Annotated in this window: 19 protein-coding genes; 16 read left to right on the forward strand and 3 right to left on the reverse strand. The window is 59.9% G+C overall.

The genetic code is table 11. The features are described 5' to 3' along the window. Positions 1-309 precede the first annotated feature (309 nt). From O3W47_RS02380 to O3W47_RS02455, 16 genes are all read left to right on the forward strand, one after another. Positions 310-1,338 (forward strand): ketopantoate reductase family protein, encoded by a 1,029-nt coding sequence (locus tag O3W47_RS02380; protein ID WP_137454399.1) that lies wholly within the window; start codon positions 310-312, stop codon positions 1,336-1,338. Between the two features lie 49 nt (positions 1,339-1,387). Further along, complete coding sequence (locus O3W47_RS02385) at positions 1,388-1,957, forward strand: TetR/AcrR family transcriptional regulator (RefSeq protein WP_137454400.1); 570 nt, start codon at positions 1,388-1,390, stop codon at positions 1,955-1,957. A 12-nt stretch (positions 1,958-1,969) separates the two neighbouring features. Then, a complete protein-coding gene (locus O3W47_RS02390; RefSeq protein ID WP_137454401.1) occupies positions 1,970-2,572 on the forward strand; it encodes a 2-hydroxychromene-2-carboxylate isomerase in 603 nt (200 codons plus the stop codon). 113 nt (positions 2,573-2,685) lie between these two features. After that, on the forward strand, positions 2,686-4,062 hold the full coding sequence (locus O3W47_RS02395) for an FAD-binding oxidoreductase (protein WP_269312865.1): 1,377 nt from the start codon (positions 2,686-2,688) through the stop codon (positions 4,060-4,062). 38 nt (positions 4,063-4,100) lie between these two features. Next, entirely contained in the window at positions 4,101-6,506 is a 2,406-nt protein-coding gene (locus tag O3W47_RS02400; protein WP_269312866.1) for a molybdopterin-dependent oxidoreductase, read from the forward strand. Positions 6,507-6,842: 336 nt separating this feature from the next. Then, positions 6,843-8,498, forward strand: coding sequence for an ABC transporter substrate-binding protein (locus tag O3W47_RS02405; RefSeq protein WP_269312867.1), 1,656 nt, complete (start codon positions 6,843-6,845; stop codon positions 8,496-8,498). 38 nt (positions 8,499-8,536) lie between these two features. Beyond that, a complete protein-coding gene (locus O3W47_RS02410; protein WP_269312868.1) occupies positions 8,537-9,547 on the forward strand; it encodes an ABC transporter permease in 1,011 nt (336 codons plus the stop codon). After that, complete coding sequence (locus O3W47_RS02415) at positions 9,544-10,389, forward strand: ABC transporter permease (protein ID WP_137454406.1); 846 nt, start codon at positions 9,544-9,546, stop codon at positions 10,387-10,389. Before O3W47_RS02410 ends, O3W47_RS02415 begins: the two co-directional genes overlap by 4 nt. Continuing rightward, positions 10,368-12,086 carry a dipeptide ABC transporter ATP-binding protein gene (locus tag O3W47_RS02420; RefSeq protein ID WP_269312869.1) on the forward strand — a complete coding sequence of 573 codons (1,719 nt, stop codon included), beginning with the start codon at positions 10,368-10,370 and terminating at the stop codon, positions 12,084-12,086. The genes O3W47_RS02415 and O3W47_RS02420 overlap by 22 nt, the downstream gene beginning before the upstream one ends. Then, complete coding sequence (locus O3W47_RS02425; RefSeq protein ID WP_137454408.1) at positions 12,083-13,216, forward strand: LLM class flavin-dependent oxidoreductase; 1,134 nt, start codon at positions 12,083-12,085, stop codon at positions 13,214-13,216. Before O3W47_RS02420 ends, O3W47_RS02425 begins: the two co-directional genes overlap by 4 nt. Positions 13,217-13,324: 108 nt before the next feature. Next, positions 13,325-14,428: an LLM class flavin-dependent oxidoreductase gene (locus O3W47_RS02430; RefSeq protein ID WP_269312870.1), complete on the forward strand. Its 1,104-nt coding sequence runs from the start codon at positions 13,325-13,327 to the stop codon at positions 14,426-14,428. Positions 14,429-14,540: 112 nt separating this feature from the next. Then, a complete protein-coding gene (locus O3W47_RS02435) occupies positions 14,541-15,716 on the forward strand; it encodes an acyl-CoA dehydrogenase family protein (RefSeq protein WP_269312871.1) in 1,176 nt (391 codons plus the stop codon). 157 nt (positions 15,717-15,873) lie between these two features. Continuing rightward, the gene (locus O3W47_RS02440) at positions 15,874-16,800 is read left to right on the forward strand and encodes an MYG1 family protein (RefSeq protein ID WP_269312872.1); all 927 of its coding nucleotides are present in this window, start codon (positions 15,874-15,876) and stop codon (positions 16,798-16,800) included. 309 nt (positions 16,801-17,109) lie between these two features. Continuing rightward, a complete protein-coding gene (locus O3W47_RS02445; RefSeq protein ID WP_080820225.1) occupies positions 17,110-17,658 on the forward strand; it encodes a TRAP transporter small permease subunit in 549 nt (182 codons plus the stop codon). A gap of 15 nt (positions 17,659-17,673) precedes the next feature. Next, on the forward strand, positions 17,674-19,182 hold the full coding sequence (locus O3W47_RS02450; protein WP_167857108.1) for a TRAP transporter large permease: 1,509 nt from the start codon (positions 17,674-17,676) through the stop codon (positions 19,180-19,182). Positions 19,183-19,250: 68 nt separating this feature from the next. After that, positions 19,251-20,363, forward strand: coding sequence for a TRAP transporter substrate-binding protein (locus O3W47_RS02455; protein WP_020809088.1), 1,113 nt, complete (start codon positions 19,251-19,253; stop codon positions 20,361-20,363). 63 nt (positions 20,364-20,426) lie between these two features. On the opposite strand, the gene O3W47_RS02460 is transcribed toward O3W47_RS02455, so the two are convergent. From O3W47_RS02460 to O3W47_RS02470, 3 genes are all read right to left on the reverse strand, one after another. Beyond that, positions 20,427-21,059, reverse strand: coding sequence for a response regulator (locus tag O3W47_RS02460; protein WP_046802201.1), 633 nt, complete (start codon positions 21,057-21,059; stop codon positions 20,427-20,429). Then, positions 21,056-22,453 (reverse strand): cache domain-containing protein, encoded by a 1,398-nt coding sequence (locus O3W47_RS02465; RefSeq protein ID WP_020809086.1) that lies wholly within the window; start codon positions 22,451-22,453, stop codon positions 21,056-21,058. Before O3W47_RS02465 ends, O3W47_RS02460 begins: the two co-directional genes overlap by 4 nt. Positions 22,454-22,630: 177 nt before the next feature. Beyond that, the gene (locus O3W47_RS02470) at positions 22,631-23,914 is read right to left on the reverse strand and encodes a cystathionine gamma-synthase family protein (protein ID WP_135398191.1); all 1,284 of its coding nucleotides are present in this window, start codon (positions 23,912-23,914) and stop codon (positions 22,631-22,633) included. Between the last annotated feature and the right edge of the window lie 19 nt (positions 23,915-23,933).

The following is a 23,933-nucleotide window of genomic DNA, read 5'->3' on the forward strand; positions in this document are numbered from 1 at the left end:
TCGAAGACGTAAAAGTGACGGCGGTCGCTGGGGAAACCTATGCGGCTGCCACCTTCCGAGGAAAGCGAAGGGCAGCGCAATCTCTCCCGAAATCGCCGATTTCGGGAACTGATTTTCTATAAAATTAGTAGATATAGAATGACCGGTCTTCCTCTATACCGCTCGAAGGCCTTACGATCCGTTCCAGACTGCTTCTGAACCGCATCATGCCACCGTCCTCAATCGCCGCCCGCACCGACCGCCGAACCAATCAATAACCGAAATCCTCCGGAAAATCCGGGGCGTAAAAGACAGGACGAAAAACGACAGATGCCACGTTACGTTATCATTGGCGCCGGCGCGGTGGGCGCGAGCCTTGCAGCACAATTCGCACTTTCCGGCATTGACTATGCGCTTTTCGGACGGGGCGCCCAGATCAGCCATATCAGGCAGCATGGCCTCACTTTCCAGCGCCCCGCGGAGACGCGGCAGATCGATCTGAATGTTTTCGACCTGACGGATCTTCCGGAATTGACGCCGGACGATATCCTCCTGCTCACGGTGAAAGCTCAGGATGCCGTAAGCGCGCTCGCCTTCTGGTCCTGGCAAAGCGTCTCGAACACGACAACACCGGCAGCGGCAAACCTGCCTATCGTGACTTTTCAAAACGGACTGGCGACAGAAGCGAATGCCCTGAGAACATTTGCCCGGGTCTATGGTGCAAGCATTCTGACACCGGCGCGGTTCACCGAAACCGGCAAGGTGGTGGTGGGCGGCGAGCCGCAATTGGGCATCGTGACAGTCGGGCGCTTCCCGCTTGGACAGGATGACGTAACCGCGCAGGTCGCGGCGGACCTGAACAGCGCAGGATATCTTGCCGAGGCAAGCGACGATATTCGCCGCTGGAAAGCAGCGAAGCTCCTTCACAACGTTCGCAACGTCCTCGAACTTTTCGACGGTCCGACCGATCTGAACGACAGGGTCAGCGCGGCTCTGGTGGATGAGGCCCGCCGTGTGCTGGAAGCGGCAGGCTACACCCTAGCTTCGCCCTCCGAGCGAACCGTCGACATTTCGAACTGGCGGGTGGCGCCGAACAGCGGAATTCATCCGGGCCAGCAATCGACATGGCAGAGTTTCAGGCGCGGAGCCTCCAGCGAAGTGGATTTCCTCAACGGCGAAATCGTTCTGCTGGGCCGGCTTCACAATGTTCCGACGCCCTATAACGAAGCCGTTCAAACGCTTGCCGGAAAACTGGCGCATCAGGGCGGGTTTTCAAAGCCGCTGCCACTCGATGCAATCACCTTTCTCATCGCCGCCCCGGACCGGACGGCACATGCCAATCCCGCCGCTTCTTCATGAGCGGCGGCCTGTAGCAGTGCGACTTTTGAAACGACAGTGTGAAACGATAATGCGAGAAGCCATATCAGACCATATCCTCGCCGCCGCTGGCACGCTTTTCTATCGAGAGGGCATCCGGGCTGTCGGCATAGATCGGATCATCGAAGAGGCGAATGTTGCAAAGGCGACGCTCTACCGGCATTTCCCGTCGAAGGATCATCTCGTTGCGGCCTATCTGGAAGCGCGTCATGAGCGCGTGATCTATTCGCTTGAGAAAGTGCTGGATGCGGACATGGCTCCGAAAGAGCAGATCCGGTTGATCTTCGAGCAGCTCCACGAAAAGGCCGACAGCCCGGATTTTCGAGGCTGCGCCTTCGCTCTTGCGGTTGCGGAACATGGCGAATCCGAGCGCGTCGTGGTCGTTGCGCGTGCCCATAAGGCGAAGGTCAGGGACGTGTTTGCCGCTGTTCTGGCAAGAGCCGGCAGCACCGTGGAGATTGCCGCCGCTCATCTTTCGCTTCTCTACGAAGGGGCCTTAGCAACTGTTGCCGTCGGGCGCGATCCCAAAGCGGTGCTGATTGCGCGTGACTGTGCGCTCTCCGTCTTCGACACGGCCGCCTCCACCGATCAACCCAACTGAAAGCAGCAGACAATGACAAAGACGATCGATTATTTTTTCAGCATCGGCTCTCCCTGGGCCTTCATCGGTCTTGAACCGTTTGCTGCGCTGACGAAAGAACAGGGCGCCACGATCCGCCCCCATGTCATTCCGCTGATCGAGGAAAACGGCGGCATTTATTCCCGAAACCGGCCGGAGGCCAGACGCGCCTACTGGATCAGGGATTTGAAGCGCTGGGCGGCATTGCGCGGAAAAGTGCTGAATTTCGACAATCGCGCCGCTCTCTCGGATCCCTCACCGGCCGGCCTGATGGTTGCCGCGGCGATAGAAACGGGCGAGGACTGGCTGAAGCTGGCAGCTGCGCTTCAGGAAGCCTTCTGGGTTCGCGGGGAAGACATTGGCAAGGCGGACGTCCGCCGGGCGATTGCGACAGTCGCAGGCTTTGATAGTGCCGCGCTTGATGAGCACGGCCAAAGCGATGCGGTTGCGGCATTGCAAAAGGCCAGCTTTGAGGCGGCCAGGACAGCCGGTGTGTTCGGGGTGCCGACCTATCGCTATCAGGATGAGCTCTACTGGGGGCAGGACAGCCTTCCGTTCCTCGAGCGTCATCTCAGGGGCAAAAAGCTCGCCGCCTGATATCGCCGCCAGAAAGCGGAGACAGTCCCGGCGTTTTGCGGGGCGGGCGCTTCGCCTTCAATGTTTGAAGTCTGTTGCAGCATTCTGTTGCCAGATTCCCATGGAATTTTCTTATGCCTGACCTCTCACCTCCTCTCATTCAATCGCTGCGGAACCTCCTCGGGGAGCGTCTTTCAACGTCGCTGATACTGCGCGAGCAGCATGGGCGCGGCGAAGCGCATCATGCAGCCGTGTTTCCCGATGCGGTCGCTTTCGCTGAAACCACGTCGGAGGTATCCGAGATCGTGCGGCTATGCGCGGCGGAGGGGGTGCCCGTCATCGCTTTCGGCGCCGGCACTTCGCTTGAGGGGCATTTGACGGCTGTCAATGGCGGGGTCTCGATCGACCTTTCGCGCATGTCGAAGATCGCCCGTATCAGCAGTGAAGATCTGGATTGCACGGTTGAGGCCGGTGTCACGCGGGAGCAGTTGAACACATATCTGCGCGACATGGGATTGTTCTTTCCCATCGATCCCGGCGCAAACGCCTCGATTGGCGGTATGGCTGCAACCCGCGCTTCGGGAACCAATGCCGTCCGCTACGGAACGATGCGGGAAAACGTGCTCGGGCTGACCGTGGTGCTGCCGACCGGTCAGATCATCAAAACCGGCGGCCGCGCCAGAAAATCTTCCGCCGGATATGACCTGACGCGGCTGTTCGTGGGTTCGGAAGGAACGCTGGGAATCATCACCGAAATAACGCTTCGTCTCTACGGAATTCCGGAAACCATCTCGGCGGCGCTCTGCTCTTTCGAGAGCGTCGAACAGGCGGTGGCGGCTGCCATTCAGGTCGTGCAGCTTGGCATCCCGGTCGCCCGCATGGAGCTTATGGACCGTGGCCTGATCAGGGCCGTCAACGCCTATTCCGGACTGGACCTGAAGATAGAGGATACGTTGGCTTTCGAGTTTCACGGCTCGCCCGCCGGCGTTCAGGAGCAGGTCGACATGGTATCCGCCATCGTGGAAGAAAATGGCGGCAAGGATTTCGAGTGGGCCAATGCGCCTGAAGAGCGCAACCGTCTCTGGAAAGCGAGGCATAATGCGTTTTATGCTGTCGTATCGCAGAGGCCAAACGCCAAAGGCTGGTCATCGGATGTCTGTGTTCCGGTCTCGCAGCTCAGCAATTGCATATTAAAGACCCGCGAACTTCTGCAGGATTGCAGCGTACCGGCGGCTATCCTCGGCCATGTCGGCGACGGCAACTATCATGTCGTCTTCGCGGTTGATCCCGGCAATGCGGAAGAACTCGGCGAAGTGGCGGCGATCAACAAGAAGATGGTGCGATACGCGCTGTCCGTCGGCGGAACCTCGACCGGAGAACACGGCGTCGGCACCGGCAAGATCGCTTATCTGCGCGAGGAACATGGCGACGCGGTCGAGCTCATGGCGCTCATCAAACATGCGGTCGATCCTGCCGGCATCATGAATCCCGGGAAAATCCTGCCGAACTAGAATTGCCACTTTGCAGTCGATGATCGTGAGGCCATGCGATGAATTCCTTCAAGACTCACAGTTCCCACTGGGGCGCATTTTCCGGACGCTTTGCAAATGGGCGACTGGAGATAGAGCCTCACCCGGATGACCCTCACCCATCACCACTGCTTGGCAATCTTCCGGCGGTGGCCCATAGCCCGGTTCGTGTCCGGCGGCCTGCCGTCCGGCGGGGCTGGCTTGAACGCGAGACCGGCCACGCGCAGCGACGCGGCGCTGACGACTACGTCGAGGTCAGCTGGGCCGAAGCGACGAGGCTGGTCGCGAATGAGTTGAAGCGGGTCTATGACCATCATGGCCCGAGCGCGATATTCGGCGGCTCCTATGGCTGGTCGAGCGCTGGCCGGTTTCATCATGCACAGAGCCAGATTCACCGCTTTTTGAATGTTCTTGGCGGATATGTCCGGTCCGTCAACACGTATAGTTCCGGCGCGGCCATGGTCATAATTCCCCATGTGCTTGGGCCGTATGACAGCTTCGACCGCAAGAGCGTGACCTGGGATGCGATCGAACGCAGCAGCGAGCTGGTGCTTGCCTTCGGCGGGATGGCAATCAAGAATGCCGATGTCCACGGCGGAGGGATCAGTACGCACACGGTCCGGCAGAAACTGGCCGGCGCCAAGGCTCGCGGTGCGAGTTTCACATTAGTCAGCCCGCTGGCAGACGATTTTCCCGCTGATGCGGGTGCCGAGTGGCTTCCTATTATTCCCGGTACGGACGTGGCGATGATGCTCGGGCTTGCGCACGTCCTCGTCACGGAAGGACTGCACGACCGGACATTTCTGGAGCGTTACACGGTTGGATATGACCGGTTCGAAAACTATCTTCTTGGCAGGGAGGACGGCCAGCACAAAAGCCCGGAATGGGCGGCCGCGATCTGCAACATCGCTCCGGAGACGATCCGCAAGCTGGCGCGAAAGATGGCGAGTTCGAGAACCCTGATTACGGTCAGCCACTCGCTTCAGCGGGCCGATTATGGCGAACAGCCGGTGTGGATGGGCATTGTCCTTGCCGCCATGCTTGGCCAGATCGGATTGGACGGCGGCGGATTTTCCTATTCCCTCGGCGCGTTGGGCAATATCGGCAAGAACCTGCTCGCCGTTCCCTTGCCAACGCTGCAGCAATTCAAAAACCCCGTGCCGGACTATATTCCCTGCGCGCGCATCGCCGATATGCTGCTCAATCCCGGTGCCGAGTTCTATTACAACGGGCACGCGCTTCGTTATCCCGATATCCGGCTTGTCTATTGGGCGGGCGGCAATCCATTTCACCATCATCAGGATATCAACCGACTGCGGGCGGCTTTCAGGCGTCCCGAAACGATCATCGTCCACGAATCCGCCTGGACCTCCACCGCGCGACACGCCGATATCGTGCTACCCGCCACGACCACGCTTGAACGTAACGACATCGGCGCCGCCGATCGCGATCCGCTGATGATCGCCATGAAGCGGCTGATCGACCCCATCGGCGAAGCACGCGACGATTATGAGATATTCGGCGGGATTGCGCGGGAACTTGGCAGGTTCGATGCCTTTACCGAAAACCGCAGCAGCAGAGAATGGCTCGCCTTCCTGTACGAGACGACCGGTCAGGCGCTTGCGGCGGGCGGCCACGACGCACCGGACTTTGAGACCTTCTGGAAGCGAGGGGAGCTGCTCCTTCCAGTCAAGCCAGACGACGGTGGCCCGGCGCGCGCTTTCCTTCATGACTCCGGGACGAAGCCGCTGGCGACACCGTCAGGAAAAATCGAAATCTTTTCCGAGACTGTCGAGAGCTTCGGATATGATGACTGCAAAGGTCATCCGCGCTGGTATCCGCCAAGAATGGAGACGCCCGATGATGCCCGCCTCCATCCCCTGCATCTCGTCTGCAATCAGCCATATCAACGTCTGCACAGCCAGCTGGACTATGGCGATTTCAGCCGTTCGACCAAGATCAGGGATCGGGAGCCCGTCCGTATCCATCCGGCCGACGCTTTGACCCGCGGAATAGCTGACGGCGATGTCGTCAGGCTTTTTAACGCACGCGGCAGCTGTCTCGCTGGCGCCGTCATCAGTGAAGACGTCATGCCGGGCGTGATGCAGCTTGCCACCGGTGCATGGTTCGAGCCACAGGATCCCGCAGTGGACAATGCCATCTGCATCCATGGCAATCCCAATGTCCTGACCCGCGACATCGGCACTTCGAAACTGTCCCAGGGTTCGACCGGCCAGATTGCGAAGGTGGATATTGAGCTTTTCACCGGCGACTTGCCGCCCGTCAGGGTTTTCGAAGCCATGACATTTACGCCACGTGACAGAGCGTCTTCGTCGCCAGACCATCATCGACCGCCGGAGCGAGACGGCAATTCAAGGGCGTCTGAAACGCCAATCCAAACAGTCGGCAAAATGGCGATAAAATAATTCACTAAATCGATAGAAAAAGAATAACCAGTCTTTCTCCCTCACGCCCGGCTGCTAGTTTATGGGCAAGATAAACACGCAAGGAGGCACCGCGTCATGACTGGAATATGTAGAAGCGGGCGCGCTCCTCAGCCAAGCGAACTCCCACGAGCCGCTCGCTAACCCTCGCGACGCCCGACCCGACTGCCCAATGAATTCAAGCATTCTCCCGCTCGGCTGAAAGGCCGGCGCGGCAACGGTTTGACATGCCTGCTGCCAATGACGGTCGGCGCATGTGCGTCCGCAGGAGATGCCGAAATTGCAACGAAAAAACTTTGAATTTTTCAGGATCATATCATGACAAGACGTTCTTTCTCATTCTCCCTGTCGCGTCGCCGGCTGCTTTTCACGGCTTCGCTCGCAGTCTCCGCCTCGCTGTTTTTATCGACAGCAGCGCCTCTGAGCGCACTGGCTGCGGATACGCCGCGCGATGGCGGTGACATCACCTTTCTGATCGATTCACTGGGCGACACGTGGATCCCCAACAACAGCGCGATCTCCAGTTTCCAAGGCCACATATGGGGTCATGTCACGGATAAGCTGCTTTACGTCGATGCCGAAGGCAAGGTCAGCCCATGGATCGCCGAACGCTGGGAGCAGAACGACACCGCAACGGAATTCACCCTCCACCTCAAAAGCGGCGTGACTTTCTCGGATGGCGAACCGCTTGATGCGAAGGCCGTCGTCGCCAATCTCGACATCTGGTATGCTGGCCGCAAGAACGAGGGGATCAACCCGATCGGCCTCTTCCCCAAGACCTACGATCACGCCGAAGCCGTTGATGCGACGACGGTCAAGGTTTTCTTCAAGAAGCCGACGCTGGGTTTCATTCCAACGCTTGGCTATCACGGTTCCATCCTGATCTCTCCGAAGAGCATCGCCCAGCCTGCCGGCCAGCAGGCCGACCTCAGCAAGACCGCCGGCAGCGGACCTTACGTGGTGGAGTCCTGGAAAGAGGGCGACCATGTCACTCTGGTCAAGCGCAAGGACTATAATTGGGGTCCGGCCGCAGTCGGCCATACCGGACCCGCCTATCTCGATACCATCACCTACAAGCTGGTTTCGGAGCCATCCCTTCGCGTCGCTTCCGTTCAGTCCGGTCAGGCGGATGTCGCCTACAATGCCTCGCCCCAGGAGCTGAAATCGCTCAAGGAGGAAGGCTTCACCGTCGCGACCCCGCGTTACCTCGGCTTCGTCAACGGCTGGGCGGTCAACACCAAGCTTCAACCCTATGATGACGTGAAGGTGCGCCAAGCGCTCCAGGCAGGCATCAACCGTCAGGAAATCATCGACACCGTCTATACGCAGGACTGGAAGCTTGCGACGTCGTTCATCCAGAGCAACGTCCCCGGCGCTACGGATCACAGCGATCTCCTCGCCTATAACCCGGACAAGTCGCAGAAGCTTCTGGACGAAGCCGGATGGGTCAAGGGCGCGGATGGCGTTCGGGTGAAAGACGGCAGGCCGCTGGAATTGACGATCCATTCCAATCCTTATCTGGCAACTTCGAAATCCGTCGATGAGCTGATTGCCCAGCAGCTCGGCAGGCTTGGATGGAAGGTCAACATCAGGGCTTATGATGTCGTGACCTACGGCGAGAAGGTCAAATTCGGCGGCACCGCAGTTCCCGCATATGAAGTCACGCGCAGCTTCATCGACGCCGGCACGGTCGCCAGCATCCTGACCAACGCCAACAATGGCGAGAACTGGTTTGCGCTCGATGAGCGCGATGCGACGCTCAACGATCTGCGCGACAAAATCGCCGGTGCAGGTTCCGTTGAAGACCGAAAGCCGCTTCTGGACAGCCTGCAGAAATATCTGCTCGAACAGGGTTACTTCATACCGCGCACACAAATCGTCCAGCGCATTTACGTGCAATCGCCGAAGCTGAAGGGCGAAGTCTATAACGGCGTCGCTTACGCCAGCTATTACACAGCGTTCATTGCCGAATGACGCCAGCACCCACCGAGTAACGTCAAGGAGGTGACGGCATGAGCAATGCCTACCTAACCTATGCCGCAAAGCGGCTCGGCCAGGCGATCGTCGTCATCCTCCTGGCCTATGTCTTCACCTTCGTGGTCGTCAGCGTTTTGCCTGGCGACCCGATTACCAACGTTCTGCGCAACCCGCAGAACGGTTTCACCGAGCAGGAGATCGCCGAGATCATTGCTGCACAGGGGCTGGACAGGCCGATCGTCGTGCAGCTCTGGCACTCCCTGTCGGCATTCCTGACGGGCGACCTCGGTATTTCCATGCGCTCCAACCGACCGGTCTCGACACTCATTGCCGAGGTGCTGCCATCGACGCTGGTTTTGGCCTCCGCCGGGCTAACGGTCGCCTTGATCCTCGCCTTTGCGGTTGCCTATGGCACACAGGTCGTGCCGAAGCGATATGGGCAGGGGTTGCTGCGGGCCTTCCCCTCGCTGTTCCTGTCGACACCCAATTTCGTCATCGGCCTGTTTCTGATCCACCTCTTCGGTTTTCAGCTCAGGCTGTTCCGGGTCATCGAGCCCGACAGTTTCTGGGCAACGCTGTTTGCGGCGATCACCATCGGCATACCGTTTTCCGCACAGATCGCGGAAGTCCTGATTGCCAATCTCGATCATGAAGCGGAGCAGGATTACGCGGCGGTCGCCCGCAGCCGCGGCATCGGGCCAAAAAGGCTTTTCACGACACATCTGCTCAAGCCCGCGTCGCTACCGGTGGTAACCGTTATCGCCCTTACCGTGGGCGAACTTCTGGGCAACTCGCTGATCACGGAAACCGTGTTCGGCCGCACCGGCATCGGCAGTCTCGTACAGCGCTCCGTCAGCACGCAGGACTTGCCGGTCCTGCAGGCCATCGTCTCGCTGGGAGCCGTGGTCTTCGTCATCGTCAACCTCATCGCCGATCTTCTCTATCCGCTGCTCGATCCGCGGGTGAAAATTATCGTTGGCCGAAAACGTCGTCTGGCAACCGTCGACGACACGCCGCTTGGCCTTGAAACGGGGGCCAAACCATGAGCCTTATCTCCAGCCCGGTCTCCGGCAGCAATCCGTTCGAGAAGCTGAAAGCTCTCAACATCACCGCAACGGTTACCCTTTCCCTCCTCGTCATCGCGATCGTCGTCGCCTGGTCGATTGCACCGCAGCTCTTCACAAGTCTGAGCCCGATCAACGGCGTTCCGGCCGACAAGCTTCTTCCGCCAAGTTTTGCACACTGGTTCGGCACCGATCATCTGGGGCGCGATCTCTATACACGGGTCGTTTATGGCACGGCTTCATCCGTATCGAGCGCCCTGGTCGCTGTCGTCATCGGCGTCTTCATCGGTGGGTTGATCGGTTTGCTCGCCGGATTTTTCGGCGGCTGGGTGGATATCGTCTTTGCGCGTTTTGTCGACGTGCTGCTGTCCATCCCGAAGTTCCTGCTCGCGGTCATCATCGTCACGGCCATCGGCTTCGAAACGATCAATGCGGCGATTGCGACAGGCATATCGGCCATCGCCTTCTTCGCCCGCGTGGCTCGCTCCGAGGTCATCAAGACCCGTCAGGCGACTTTCGTGGAGGCATCTTTTCTCTCGGGTGGTTCGCGCCGCTACATCGTTCTGAGACACGTCCTTCCAAACGCATCCCGCTCGATGCTGCCGCTGGCCGTGCTGCAATTCGGCGAGTCCATTCTGGTCATCGCCAGCCTTGCCTTCCTTGGCTACGGCGACCCTCCGCCTTCCTCCGACTGGGGCCTGCTGATTTCAATCGGCAAGGACTACCTCAAATGGCCCTGGCTCGTTTATGCGCCCGCGTTCGTTACGATCGTGACCGTCCTCTCTGTCAACAGGATCAGCCGATGGCTTCGCAAATCGCACTGAAAACAGCGCCAATCCTTCCCGAGTTCGTGGCAGCGTCTCCACAACACGCAACGCCCCTCCTCGCGGTCGAAAATCTTGCCGTTTCCTACGGGAGGCAGGAGGTCGTCCATAATGTCGGTTTCGAAATCGGGCGCGGCGAAAGCCTTGCCCTCATCGGGGAATCCGGTTCTGGAAAATCAACAATCGCGAAGGCCGTGCTGCGGCTTCTTCCCAACGGTGCGAACGCTACGGGTCAGGTCGTTTTCGACAGGCAGAATATTCTGGCATTGCCGGAACGGCGCTTCAGGCCGTATCGCGGCCGCGAAATCGGCTTCGTGCCGCAGGATCCCGGCAACTCTCTCAATCCCGTGAGAACAATCGGCTCGCAGGCGCTGGAGGCCGCGGCGCTGACGGAAGAGGCCAACCCTTCGATCCGCAAGACACTTATTCTCGAAACATTCGCCAAGGTGGGTCTCGACAATCCGCAACGGGTCTACGATTCCTATCCACATCAACTGTCCGGCGGGATGCTGCAGCGCGTGCTGATCGCGCTCGCAATATTGCCGCGTCCTGCCCTGCTGGTGGCGGACGAGCCGACCTCGGCGCTGGACGTAACGATCCAGAAACGCATCCTCGATCTTCTCTCCCGCCTGCGGGATGAGCTGAACATCAGCCTGCTTCTCATTACCCACGATCTCGCAATAGCGGCGGAGAGGGCAGACAATCTCGTCGTGCTGAAGAACGGCGTCGTGCAGGAAGCAGGCAGGACGTCGGCCGTTTTTTCTTCCCCCTCCTCACCCTATGCCAAAAAGCTCCATGGCGACGTGCCCGCGCTCAACCCGGAGCGTTATGCCAAATCCCGCGATCCGGGGTTCAGCCTTCTCGAGAGCGACAAATCGCCAAAGATCGCCGTCAGCGGCGTCACCAAGCGTTTCACCGTCGATGGCAAAACCCTGACGGCGGTGGACGATATTTCGTTTACGGTTCCGGCAGGCACAACCCATGCCCTCGTCGGCGAATCCGGTTCCGGCAAGACGACGACGATCCGCCTGCTGCTGGGGCTCGAAGAGCCGGAAAGCGGCACGATCACGGTTGCCGACGAGACCGTCACGAGCAAAAGCCGGGCTTCGCTCCGGTCCGTCTGGCGGCATCTTCAGCTGGTTTACCAGAACCCGTTTACGTCACTCGACCCGACATGGAAGGTGGGGCAGCTTGTTCGTGAACCACTCGACCGGTTCGAGATCGGGACGCCGAAAGAGCGCTCCGAGCGGGTACGGGAAGCTCTCGCGAATGTCGGCTTGAGTGAGCATTTGCTGGAACGCAAACCGTCGGCCCTCTCCGGCGGGCAGCGTCAGCGTGTGGCAATCGCCCGCTCGCTAGTCCTCAAACCGGATGTGATCGTGCTGGACGAACCCACATCCGCTCTTGATGTCAGCGTTCAGGCTGACATCGTCGAGGTTCTGCTGTCGCTGCAGGCCAAGCTCGGCCTGACCTATGTCTTCGTTTCGCACGACCTCGCCCTGGTCCGGCAACTTGCGCATAGCGTTTCGGTGATGCAGCGGGGACGCATCGTCGAGCATGGAGCCGTCACCGAGATTTTCGGCAATCCGGGACACGAATATACCGCGTCGCTGCTGAACTCCATCCCGTCGGGCATTGCCGGGACAGTTCGCGTTCCCGCGGTCCGGCACGCTCTGCGTAAGGAGCAACTCGCATGAATATTGCAGCAGCTTCCCGCGACCTTCCCGCGTTGTTTCGACCGAAACAGCGGCTTGGCTTCAATACGCGGGTGTCGTTCAACGACGATGACGGTCCGGCACAGGGGTTGCGGCAGGGCATAGAATTGTTCAGGCAGGCGGAAAGGCTGGGTTATCAGTCAGGCTGGGCCTATCAGCGTCACTTCGACCATTATCTTTCTTCCCCGTTACCTTTCTTTGCGGCAGTCGGTCAGCATACGCGGCACATCACACTTGGCTCCGCCGTCATCCCGATGCGTTATCAGGACCCGATCCTATTGGCCGAGGCGGCGGGAACGACCGACCTATTGATCGACGGCCGGCTTGAGCTCGCCATTTCGACCGGAGCCAACGGCGCCTTCGATGCCGTTTTCGGAACCGTCGATACCGATGCCCGGACAGAGGCAAAACGGCGCCAGTCGCGCTTCCTCGCCGCCATTGCCGGCGATGTTCTGCACACTGTTACCGAGCGAGACATTGGCGCGCCTGCGGGAGCCGAGTTACGGGTAACGCCACATAGCCCCACCCTGCGCAGCCGTATCCGCCAGGGCTCCGCCAGCCTCGATTCAGCGATACAGGCCGCCGAACTCGGGATTGGCCTGATTTCAGGAACCGTCCTTCACGATCAGGCCGAAGGCGAAACTTTCGGTCAATATCAGGCGCGGATCATCGATGCCTATCGCACCCACTGGCTGCGCATCTGGAAAACGACGCCGCCGCCGGTCGCCGTTGCGGCTTCCGTTCTGGTCGGCACCACCCCGGAGCTGAGAGAGAAATACGCGGCCTACGATCTTGAGCGCCGCACGGCGGGAATTGCCGCCTCACGCCCGAAGGGTGCGCTGGCTCCTGCCGGCCAGCCGGTTGGCGCGCTGATTTCTCCGGTCTTTCAAGGCACACCGGATGCGGTCATAGAGGCGGTGTTGAGCGACCCGGGACTGGCAGCCGCAGATGAACTCGTCCTGTTTCTGCCTCCCGCTTTCGGATTGCCCGAAAACATAAGATTGCTCACCGATCTTGCGACAACGGTTGCCCCCTCTCTGGGGTGGAAACCCGCTTCCGATCAGCAAGGGCCGGAACAGGCGGCAATGCAGGGTTCTAGACCGCCAGCATAGTCAGGCAATATTTTCTACATTTTCCATAGAAATAGAAAGACCTGTCTTCCTCATATGCCATGCCGGCTTTAGCCTCTACCCGACACCCAGAAACACCAAGGAGCTCCCATGGCTGCGGAATTCATCAGCGTCAGCTTTCCCAACGCGTCCAATGATCTGAACCCCATCCCGGATGCTCCGGTCGATCCGCTCTTCCTGGAACGTTATGCGCGTGCGCTGGACGATTACGGGTTCAACTACACACTCATCCCCTATTCCTCTTCCTCATTCGATCCCTTCACACTGGGCGCAACGGTGCTTGCGCATACGAAGAACATCAAGATCATCGTCGCGCTCCGGCCCAACACCGTTTATCCGACGGTTGCGGCCAAGTCCCTCGCCACGCTCGACCAGTTGAGCGGCGGTCGCGTCGTCGTCCACTTCATCGCGGGCGGCAGCGACGAGGAGCAGGCGCGTGAGGGAGATTTCCTCAACAAGGAAGAGCGTTATGAACGCCAGGAAGAATATATCCGCATTCTCCGCCTTGCCTGGAGTTCGAACGAGCCCTTCGATTTCGACGGCAAATATTACCAGTTCAAGCAGTTTCGCAGCGCCGTGCGTCCCACCAACGGCCTGATCCCGATTTCGCTCGGCGGTTCGTCGGATGCCGCCTATCGTATCGGTGGCTCGCTATGCGATATTTTCGGCCTCTGGGGCGAACCGCTGGCTGAAACCAAGCAGCAGATCGATCGCATCTATGCCGAGGCCGCAAAAGCCGGCCGAACCGATCGCCCGCGCATCTGGGTTACCTTCCGGCCAATCGTGGCTGAAACGGATGAGCTGGCCTGGGAAAAGGCGCACAGGGTTCTCGACCGTCTGAACGAGAACCGTCAGAAGGGTCTTTCCCGCGCGCCGGTCAACGCAACACCACCCGCCAATATCGGCTCCCAGCGCCTGCTCGATATCGCCAAACGCGGCGATGTCCATGACCGCGCGCTCTGGTATCCGACGGTCACCGCGACCAATGCAAGCGGCGCGACAACCGCTCTGGTCGGATCACCCCGCACAATCGCCGACTCCATTCTCGACTATATTGATCTCGGCGCGGATCTGATTTCGATCCGTGGATACGACAATTATAACGATGCCGTCGACTACGGGCGATACATCCTGCCCCTCGTCCGCGAGGGCATTCGTGAACGCGAAGAGGCAAAGAAGAAGGCAGCCGCCTGATCACGGCGGTCCGGCCACGCCGTCGGACCCATCCACCTCTTCTTCCAGGCCGGGATCATCCACGCCCGCAACGGATGATCCCGCCCGCCGACCTTCAGAAAGCCGTTACCGCATGTCCTACGATCCCACCGCACTTGACGCCGCCGTGCGCGCCGTTTCCGAAGCCGCACCGGATGCGGATCAAACCGGTCAGTTTCCCTGGACCGGTATTCACGCCGTTCATCAGGCTGGACTTCTCGAAAGCACCGTGGCCACGCGTTACGGCGGCCCGGGAGGAACCTTGAGCACCGCGGCCCATATTGTGGCGGCGTTGGGACGCGGCGATCCCTCTGTGGCGCTCATCAGCGCGATGACGATCTTCACTCATCTGGGACAGGCCGCGAAGGATCATTGGCCCGACGGCCTTTACAGGGACCTTCTTTCCAGGGCCAAACACCAGCCGCTGCTGCTGAACGCCGCCCGTGTGGAGCCCGAGCTGGGCTCGCCGGCCCGTGGCGGATTGCCGGCCACGCGTGCGCACCGGACGGCGAATGGCTGGTCGATCACGGGCCGCAAGCGCTTCGTGACGGGCGCGCACGGCCTCACGCACTTCCTCGTCTGGGCGCACACCGACGAGGCTCAGGCTCGCGTCGGCACCTTCGTCGTGCCCAATGGCCTACCCGGCATCAAGATCATAGAGAACTGGAAGAGCCTCGGAATGCGGGCGACCGGTTCGCACGATGTCGAATATACCGACGTTGAAATCCCGGCAGAAAATGTGCTGGAACTCGTTGATCCCTCCGTTGCCCAGCAGGATAATCGCGGCCATGCGGCGATGACGCTTGCGCTGACCGCAATTTATCTGGGTGCGGCTGAGGCCGCCCAGGAAGCGTTCATTCGCTTCGCCCATGAACGCGTGCCCGCCAATCTCGGCCACCCCATTGCGCGGACAGAACGTTTCGTTACGCTTTCGGGCGAGATCGACCTTTTGGTCTCCGGCGCCCGGCAGATCATCTTTGGCGCGCTCGCAAACCATATCGGCGACGCCGAACACCTGATAAGGGCCCGGCTTCTCGCCGGCAGGCAAATCCGCGAGGCCGTCCAGATAGCCGTTCGCGGCATCGGCAATCCCGGCCTCAACGCCGATCTCGGCCTCGAGCGGCATTTCCGCGATATCCAGTCGGTTCTCGTCCATGCTCCCCAGGAGGACACCTCGATCGCCATTCTCGGACGCGCCGCCTTTGACCGCTGGAAAACGAGCGAGAATGACCGGTCGGCACCCAACCTGTCGATCCTGAAGACGGCTTGAAACGCGGTGACAAACCGCCTTTCATTCAGATCACGACGTCCAGCATATCGTTGCTTTTAGCCTCCATTGCGAATGGCGGGTTGAGATCACGTCCGGCAAAGGGTATCAGGTGCCACCCTCAGGCGGAGCTTCCGCAAGCAACAAGGCGCATCCTGACATGATCCCGGACTTCCTCGTCACCCATTCCGGTGGCTTCCATGCCGACGAACTGCTGTCGAGCGTCGTGCTGACCCGGCTTTTCCCGCAGGCACGCCTGATCCGCAGCAGGGCGCCCGAATGGATCGCACCCGGCGCAGACCGCATCGTCTATGACGTCGGCGGTGTTTATGACGCGGCGAAGGGCGCCTTCGATCACCACCAGCGCGGCGCACCGTTGCGGGAGGACGATCAGCCCTATAGTTCGTTCGGCTTGATCTGGAAGCATTTCGGCCGCGATTATCTCGCCGCCTTCGGCGTTCCTGAAGACCATATCGAAACCATTCACGCCTCTTTCGATGCCAGCTTCGTGCTGCCGGTCGATCTGGTCGACAATGGCGCGCTCAGCCCCTCCACCGCAGGGGCACTCGCCGGGCTGACACTGCCCGTCCTGCTCGAAACTCTGAAACCTGTTTTCGACGAGACAGATCCCGAAGCGGACAATCGCAGTTTCCACGCCGCGCTGGCCATCGCCCGCAGCTTCGTGGAGGCAAAGATTGCCAACAGCGCCGCGAAATTGCGGGCTGAAGCGCTCGTGAGCCGGGCTATCGTGGATGCCGGCGAGGGACATATTCTGGAACTGCCGATGGGAATGCCGTTTCGGCCCGCCATCAAGAAGGCGGGCGCCGACCATCTGCTCTTCGTCGTTCATCCACGCAACAACGACTGGTGCCTGACCGGCATCCGCCGCGCGGACGAAGGCTTTGAACTGCGGGCGGATCTGCCGGCGGCCTGGGCCGGTCTGACGGACAAAGATCTGGAAGCGGTTTGCGGCGTCGAAGGCGCGAGCTTCTGCCACAACGGCCGATTTGTCGCAGCGGCCAGAACCCGCGATGCCGCACTGGCCATGGCGGAGCTGGCAGTAAAAGAGGCGACCGCAGCCAAATAGTGACATGGCAGCCGACCGTGCGGGTGGCCTGCATCTTGCGGTTTAAACGGATTTGAACCGACGGCCGGTGTTCAGATGGGCTTCGCCTGGTGATCTTCTGGCAGGTGCAATCACGCATTTGGGCCGGCAGCGGGAGGCGAAATTAAGCCCCGATGCGGGTTTTGATCTCGCCCATACCCAGTTCTCGGTACGTCTCAGGAAATTCGCCGGCGCGCGCTCTTGAGCGTCAGGCCGCCGTGGTTATCCTGCCCGAATTATGGCGGTCACACACGTATTGAGGAGTACGCGGCCGCTTTCGGGGAGGATATCATGAAGTTTCTGTTGGCCGTTTCGCGCGCCATCGATGCCGCCAATTCAGCCATTGGCAAAGGCATTTCCTGGCTGCTTCTCGCGGCTATTTTCATCAGCGCCATCAATGCCGCCATGCGCAAGGCGTTTTCGATGAGCTCCAACGCCTGGCTTGAATCGCAGTGGTATTTGTTTTCCGCCGTGTTTCTGATCGCCGCCGCCTACACGCTTCTTAACAACGAGCATGTGAAGGTCGATCTGGTCTACGGAAATCTTCCGCGCAAAGGGCAGCTGTGGGTCGACATTCTCGGGACCATTTTCTTTCTCATGCCCTTCTGCCTCATCACGGTCTATCTCTCCTGGCCGGTGTTTCTGCAGAAGCTCGCTTCCGGTGAGGTTTCAAACAACACGGGCGGCCTCATTCAATGGCCCGTCTGGGCGCTGATACCGATTGGCTTCAGCCTCCTCGCCATTCAGGGCGTTTCGGAACTCATCAAGCGTGTCGCGATCCTGCGCGGCGATATCCCCGATCCGGTTGCCGAGGCTGACGCCGCGGCGGCAATGCTCTGATCGAAGGAAAAAACAATAATGGCATTCATTGCGGAAAATCTCGCGCCCATCATGTTTGCGGCGCTCATCATCGTGCTGTTGCTCGGTTATCCCGTGGCCTTCGCCCTGGCCTTCGTCGGCTTTTTCTTCGGCTTCATCGGGATCGAACTCGGCCTGCTGCCAGCCACGCTGTTCCAGGCCATTCCCGATCGCATATTCGGCCAGATGTCGAACGAAACGCTGCTGGCGATACCGTTCTTCACCTTCATGGGGCTCATTCTTGAAAAGAGCGGCATGGCGGAGGATTTGCTGGACACGATCGGCCAGCTGTTTGGACCGGTCCGCGGCGGCATCGCCTTCGCAGTCATCTTCGTCGGGGCAATTCTGGCCGCCACCACCGGCGTCGTCGCCGCCTCGGTTATCTCGATGGGCCTCATCTCGCTTCCCATCATGTTGCGCTATGGTTATGACCGCAAGGTCGCCGCCGGCACGATCGCGGCCTCCGGCACGCTGGCGCAGATCATCCCGCCCAGCCTCGTGTTGATCGTGCTGGCCGACCAGCTCGGCCGCTCGGTGGGCGACATGTACAAGGGCGCGCTCGTTCCGGGTCTCATGCTCGTGGCGGCCTATGCGCTTTATATCATCGTGACCTCGATCATCAGCCCCACGAAAGTCCCGGCCCTGCCGCTGGAGGCGCGGACCCTGCGCGGCACCAAGCTGCTGCTCAAGGTCATCACCTCACTGGTGCCGCCGCTCGTATTGATATTCCTCGTGCTCGGCACGATCTTCCTCGGGATCGCCACCCCCACGGAAGGCGGCGCCATGGGTGCCGTCGGCGCGCTCGCCCTTGCACTTGCCAACCGCAAGCTCAATTTCGGCCTGATCCAGCAGTCGCTGCACGCCACGGCAAAGCTGTCGTCCTTCGTGCTGCTCATCCTGCTCGGCGCGCGCGTCTTTTCCCTGACCTTCTATGGCGTGAACGGTCACGTCTGGGTCGAGCATCTGATGACATCGATCCCGGGCGGCGAGATCGGCTTCCTGATCGTCGCCAACCTGCTGGTCTTTTTCCTGGCCTTCTTCCTCGATTATTTCGAGCTGGCCTTCATCATCATCCCGCTGCTGGCGCCGGTCGCCGATGCGCTCGGCATCGACCTGATCTGGTTTGGCGTGATGCTGGCGGTCAACATGCAGACGTCGTTCATGCACCCGCCCTTCGGTTTCTCGCTGTTCTTCCTGCGATCCGTCGCACCGACGCGGGCCTATAAGGACCGGATCACGGGACAGACGATCCAGCCGGTCACCTCGTCCCAGATCTATCTGGGCGCCATTCCCTATCTGTTCATCCAGCTGACCATGGTCGTCATCATCATCGCCTTCCCCGGCATCGTGATGCACTACAAGTCAGGCGCCAAACAGGTCGACCCTTCCGCCGTCCATATCAATGTACCGATGCCCAGCATCGGCACGGACGCCGATCCCTTCGCCAATCCTTTCTCGGCACCCGGCAACAGCGCACCGAGCTTCGGAAAGCCGGCCACCCCATGACAATCGGCCGGGCGCAAAAGCGCCCGCCGCAACAAACATCGCTGACGTTCAATAGGAGGAGGTAATCTATGAAGGTCAACCCAGGTCGCAGACAACTTTTGTCGGGCGGCGTACTTGCAGGGGCGGCTGCGGCTGCTTCGGCACTTGCGACACCCGCCATAGCCCAGTCTTTGCCAACCGTTCGCTGGCGTCTCACGTCCGGCTTCCCGAACAATCTGGACACGATCTATGGCGGCGCCGTCGTCATGGCCAATGCGTTGAAGGCGATTACAGGCGGCAAGTTCGAAATCCAGGTCTTCCAGGCCGGTGAAATCGTTCCCGGCGCCCAGGCCATCGACGCCGTAAAAGCCAATACCGTCGAGATTTCCCATACCTGCGGCTATTATTTCACCGGGAAAGATCCGACATTCGCCATCGGTTCGACCATCCCCTTCGGCCTGAACGCCCGCCAGCAGAACGCATGGCTTTACCATGGCGGCGGCAACGAGGCTTACAACGAATTCCTTTCCGACTACGGCGTCATCGGCATTCCCGGTGGAGCGACGGGCGCCCAGATGGGCGGCTGGTATCGCAAGGAGATCAAGAGCATCGAGGATATCAAAGGCCTCAAGATGCGTATTGCCGGCGTCGCCGGACAGGTGCTCGCCAAGCTTGGCGCGGTGCCGCAGCAGCTTCCGGGCGGCGACATCTATCCGGCGCTGGAACGGGGCACCATAGATGCCGCGGAATGGGTCGGTCCCTATGACGACGAAAAGCTCGGCTTCTACCAGATCGCGCCTTATTACTATTATCCCGCGTTCTGGGAAGGTGGGCTGACGATCCACTTCTTCGTCAACAAGGACCAATATGCAGCATTGCCTGATGAGTACAAGGCAGCGCTCGACACCGCCTGCAAGGCCGCCAACATCAACATGCAGGCGCTGTACGACGTCAAGAACAAGGATGCGATCCGCTCGCTGGTTTCCAAGGGCACGCAGCTTCGCCCGCTGCCCCGCGATGTGCTCGACGCCGCCTATAAAGCAACCTTCGAGCTTTATGACGAGTACACGCAGAAGCATCCCGCATGGGCCAAGATCTATCCGGGCTGGAAGAAGTTCCGCGACGAGAGCTTCGAATGGTTCCGCGTTGCCGAATATACCTATGACAGCTACGGCTATGCCATGCAGACGGCCGGCAAATAAGCCGACATAGACTTTACCGAGGCCCCTGGATGGCGACATTCCGGGGCCTCGGGCCTCTAGCGGCTATTCTTTGATGAGCCCGTTATCGATCGCATAGCGGATGAGACCGGCAGTCGTCGCTATATCCAGTTTCCTCTTGATATTCTTGCGATGGGTTTCCATCGTGCGCTCGGCGATGTCGAGCGCCAGGGCAGCGTCGCGATTGCTCTTTCCGCGCGCGATCAGCAGCAGAACTTCCTGCTCGCGTGTCGTCAGCGCCTTCAGCCTGCCCGAAGACCCCTCCATCAACACATCGCGAACGCCAGAGGAAAAATAGGTGCCGCCGGCAGCCACGGTTTCGATTGCGGCGACTATTTCTTCGGTCGCCACGTCCTTCAGAATGTAACCGGCCGCACCATACATGACCGAGGTCGATATATATTCCCGGCTGTCGTGCATCGACAGCATCAGCACCCGGGCGGAAAGCTGTTTTTCCTTGAACAGCTCCAGGGCATCGATGCCATTGATCTGCGGCATGTTGATATCCATCAGCACCACATCGGGCCGCGTGGCGACAGCCGCGTCGATACCGGCCATGGCGGACAACGCGGTTCCAACGACTGCGAGATGCTCGTAAGTCTCGAGGACTGCCCTCAACCCATCCAGAACCAGAGGATGGTTGTCGATCAGCAGCACACGGATTGGATGAACGGTCACTCGGCGGCCTCCTGTAAGCCGCTATTGCGATCCTTCATGGCGGTGATGGGCAGCACCGCCCGCAGAACGGTTCCCCTGGCGGAGCTTTCGACATCCAGCCTGCCCCCGAAATGCGTCATGCGTTCCTGCATGTTTCTCAAACCGAGCCCCTTGCTTGCCGGCATCCCGTTTTCTGTCCGAACGGCCGGAAATCCACGGCCATTGTCGCTGACATCCATCTGGACCCGTTCATCGCGACTGGAAAACCGGATGGCGACCTGCGTCGCGCCGGCATGGCGCTCAATATTGGTCAGCGCCTCCTGCGCGACACGGTAAAGCGCAACCCGTGCCTCCGGGACAAGCATATGCTTGAAGGCCACGGATTCAAGCGTCGCCGCAATTCCCGTACGTTCGGAAAAACTCGAGATCAGGGATTCCAGAGCCGCCGTCAGCCCCAGATCGTCGAGAACACGCGGGCGAAGATCGTGCGAGATGCGGCGGACTTCCTTGATCGCTTCGTTCAGCGCAATGGCGCCTTTGCCGATTGCCTCGACAGCGCCGACATTATCCGGCGTGACCTTGCGCCGCGCTAGATCGATTGCAAAACGCACGCCGACGAGATTTTGGGAAATGCCGTCATGCAGCTCCCGGGCAATGCGCAGACGCTCCTCCTCCTGGGTATCGATGATCCTTTGCATCAATTCCTTGAGCCGGCCATCCGCCAGCCGCTGCTGGCGCAGATTGAGCAACATGCAGGTGGCAAAGACCAGCAATACGGCGGGAACCGCAAACAGGGCGACGATCAGGAAGTTCCAGGTGATCGAATGCCGCAACTCCTCCTTCGCCGCCGCCGTCGTCGCAAAAACGTCGTCGAGGTAAACGCCGGTACCGATCATCCAGCGCCATTTGTCGAGGCCGGCCGCAAAGGAAAGCTTGTCGGCCATTTTTTTGGTGGAGGGCTTTTCCCACTTGTACTGGACCAGCCCTCCCCCCTTTTTCGCCTCGACGATCAGATCGTAGATCACCCGGTTGCCATCGGGATCGTGGAGATCCAGCCAGTTGTTCCCCGGACGGAAATTCTGTCGCGGATGGACCACGTTCAGCCCGTCATAGTCATAGACGAAGAAATAGCCGTCAGTGCCGTAGTCGAGACCCGTCAGGATGCGCTTGACCTCTTCCTTCGCGGCCTCGTCATCAGGCCCTGCCCTGTCATAGACCGAGCGGATCGCCGAAAGGGCAAGATTGGTGAGGTTGAGGAGTTCAGCCTCCTTTGCAGCGAGCATGTTGCGTTCGAACGCATCGATGCTCGTGCGCGCCAGCGTCATGGACTGCCACGTAATCAGCGCTGTGATGACGATAATCGCAAGAACGAGAGGCCCGATGGCCAATGCGAGAATCTGGCTCCTGAGTTTCATGCGCCCCCCAACACATTCATCTTGCACACTCACTTCACAACACTTAATGCCGCAAATCGGCGACGTTGGAAAGCGAGCCGCACGACGCGACCGTGCGTGACCTATCCAGATTTGTAAGCTGAGGGCAGCGTTCAATCATTTCTGTGGCGCGTGGGGTAAGCCGCGTTCCCGTTTTCGTCAGGCCTGATCCAGAGCAAGGGTCAGGTCGGCGACAAGATCGTCGGGATGTTCGATGCCGATTGACAGCCGGATCGTGGAATCAAGCACACCGATGCGCTGGCGGACATCGGCAGGAACTCCCGAATGCGTCATCGTTGCGGGGTGAGACGCAAGAGACTCCGTGCCGCCGAGGCTTACCGCGAGTTTGAATATGTTGAGCGCATTGAGGAATTTGAAAGAGGCGGCCTGCCCGCCGACGATATCAAACGAGAAGGTCGATCCCGCGCCGGAGCATTGAGCGGCGAATACCCTGCCAACCGCGGATGCCGGGTCGCTGAACGGCAGGTAGTGGATTTTCTCGACCTTGGGATGCGCATTCAGGAATTCCGCCACGACCCTGGCATTGCTATCCGCCCGCTCCATCCGGATCTGCAGCGTCTCAAGGGAACGTCCGAGCATCCAGCACGAATGCGGATCCAGCTGCGTGCCGATTGCTCCACGCAACGCCTTCACCTGTTTCATGACATCCTTCCGGCCGAGCGCTGCCCCGGCAATGAGGTCGGAATGCCCGCCAACATATTTCGTCAGCGAATAGAGCGAGATGTCCGCACCGTATTCGATGGGCCGCTGGAACACCGGGCCGAGAAGCGTATTATCGCAGGCGATGATCGGCCTGTGCCCCTGCCTTTCGCCGATCACGTCGGCGACCCGGCTCATCATCGAAATGTCGACAATGCTGTTTGTCGGATTGGCGGGGGTCTCGATGAGGATGACGGAGACCCTGCCTCTCGCCATCGCCTCCTCTGCCGCAGCCATCACCGAGGTCTCGCTGACACCATCGGCGAACCCCACTGCCGAGACGCCGAAATTATGGAAGGTCTTGGCCAGCAGCGTCTCCGTGCCGCCATACAGCGGCTGGGAATGCAGCACGGTGTCACCGGGCCGGACAAAGGCGAAAAGTGTCGTTGAAATGGCGGACATGCCCGAGGAGAACAGCGCACAGCTCTCCGTGCGCTCATACACGGCAAGACGATCCTCGACGATTTCGCTGTTCGGATGGTTGAAGCGCGAATAGACGAGGCCGGCGCCCCTGCCCTCGGGCGGCTCCTTGCGGCCGGAGACGTAGTCGAAGAAGTCGCGCCCGTCTTCCGCCGACTTGAAAACGAAGGTCGATGTCAGGAACACGGGAGGCTTTACGGCGCCCTCCGACAATTCCGGATCATAACCGTAATTGAGCATCTGGGTTTCAGGATGGAGAGCGTGGTTGCCGATATGGGTTTTGGACGGATGCGGCGCGGTCATTTCCGATGATCCCTCAGCT

Source organism: Agrobacterium sp. LMR679 (assembly GCF_027157905.1).
In the GTDB taxonomy this organism is placed as follows: Bacteria; Pseudomonadota; Alphaproteobacteria; order Rhizobiales; family Rhizobiaceae; genus Agrobacterium; species Agrobacterium leguminum.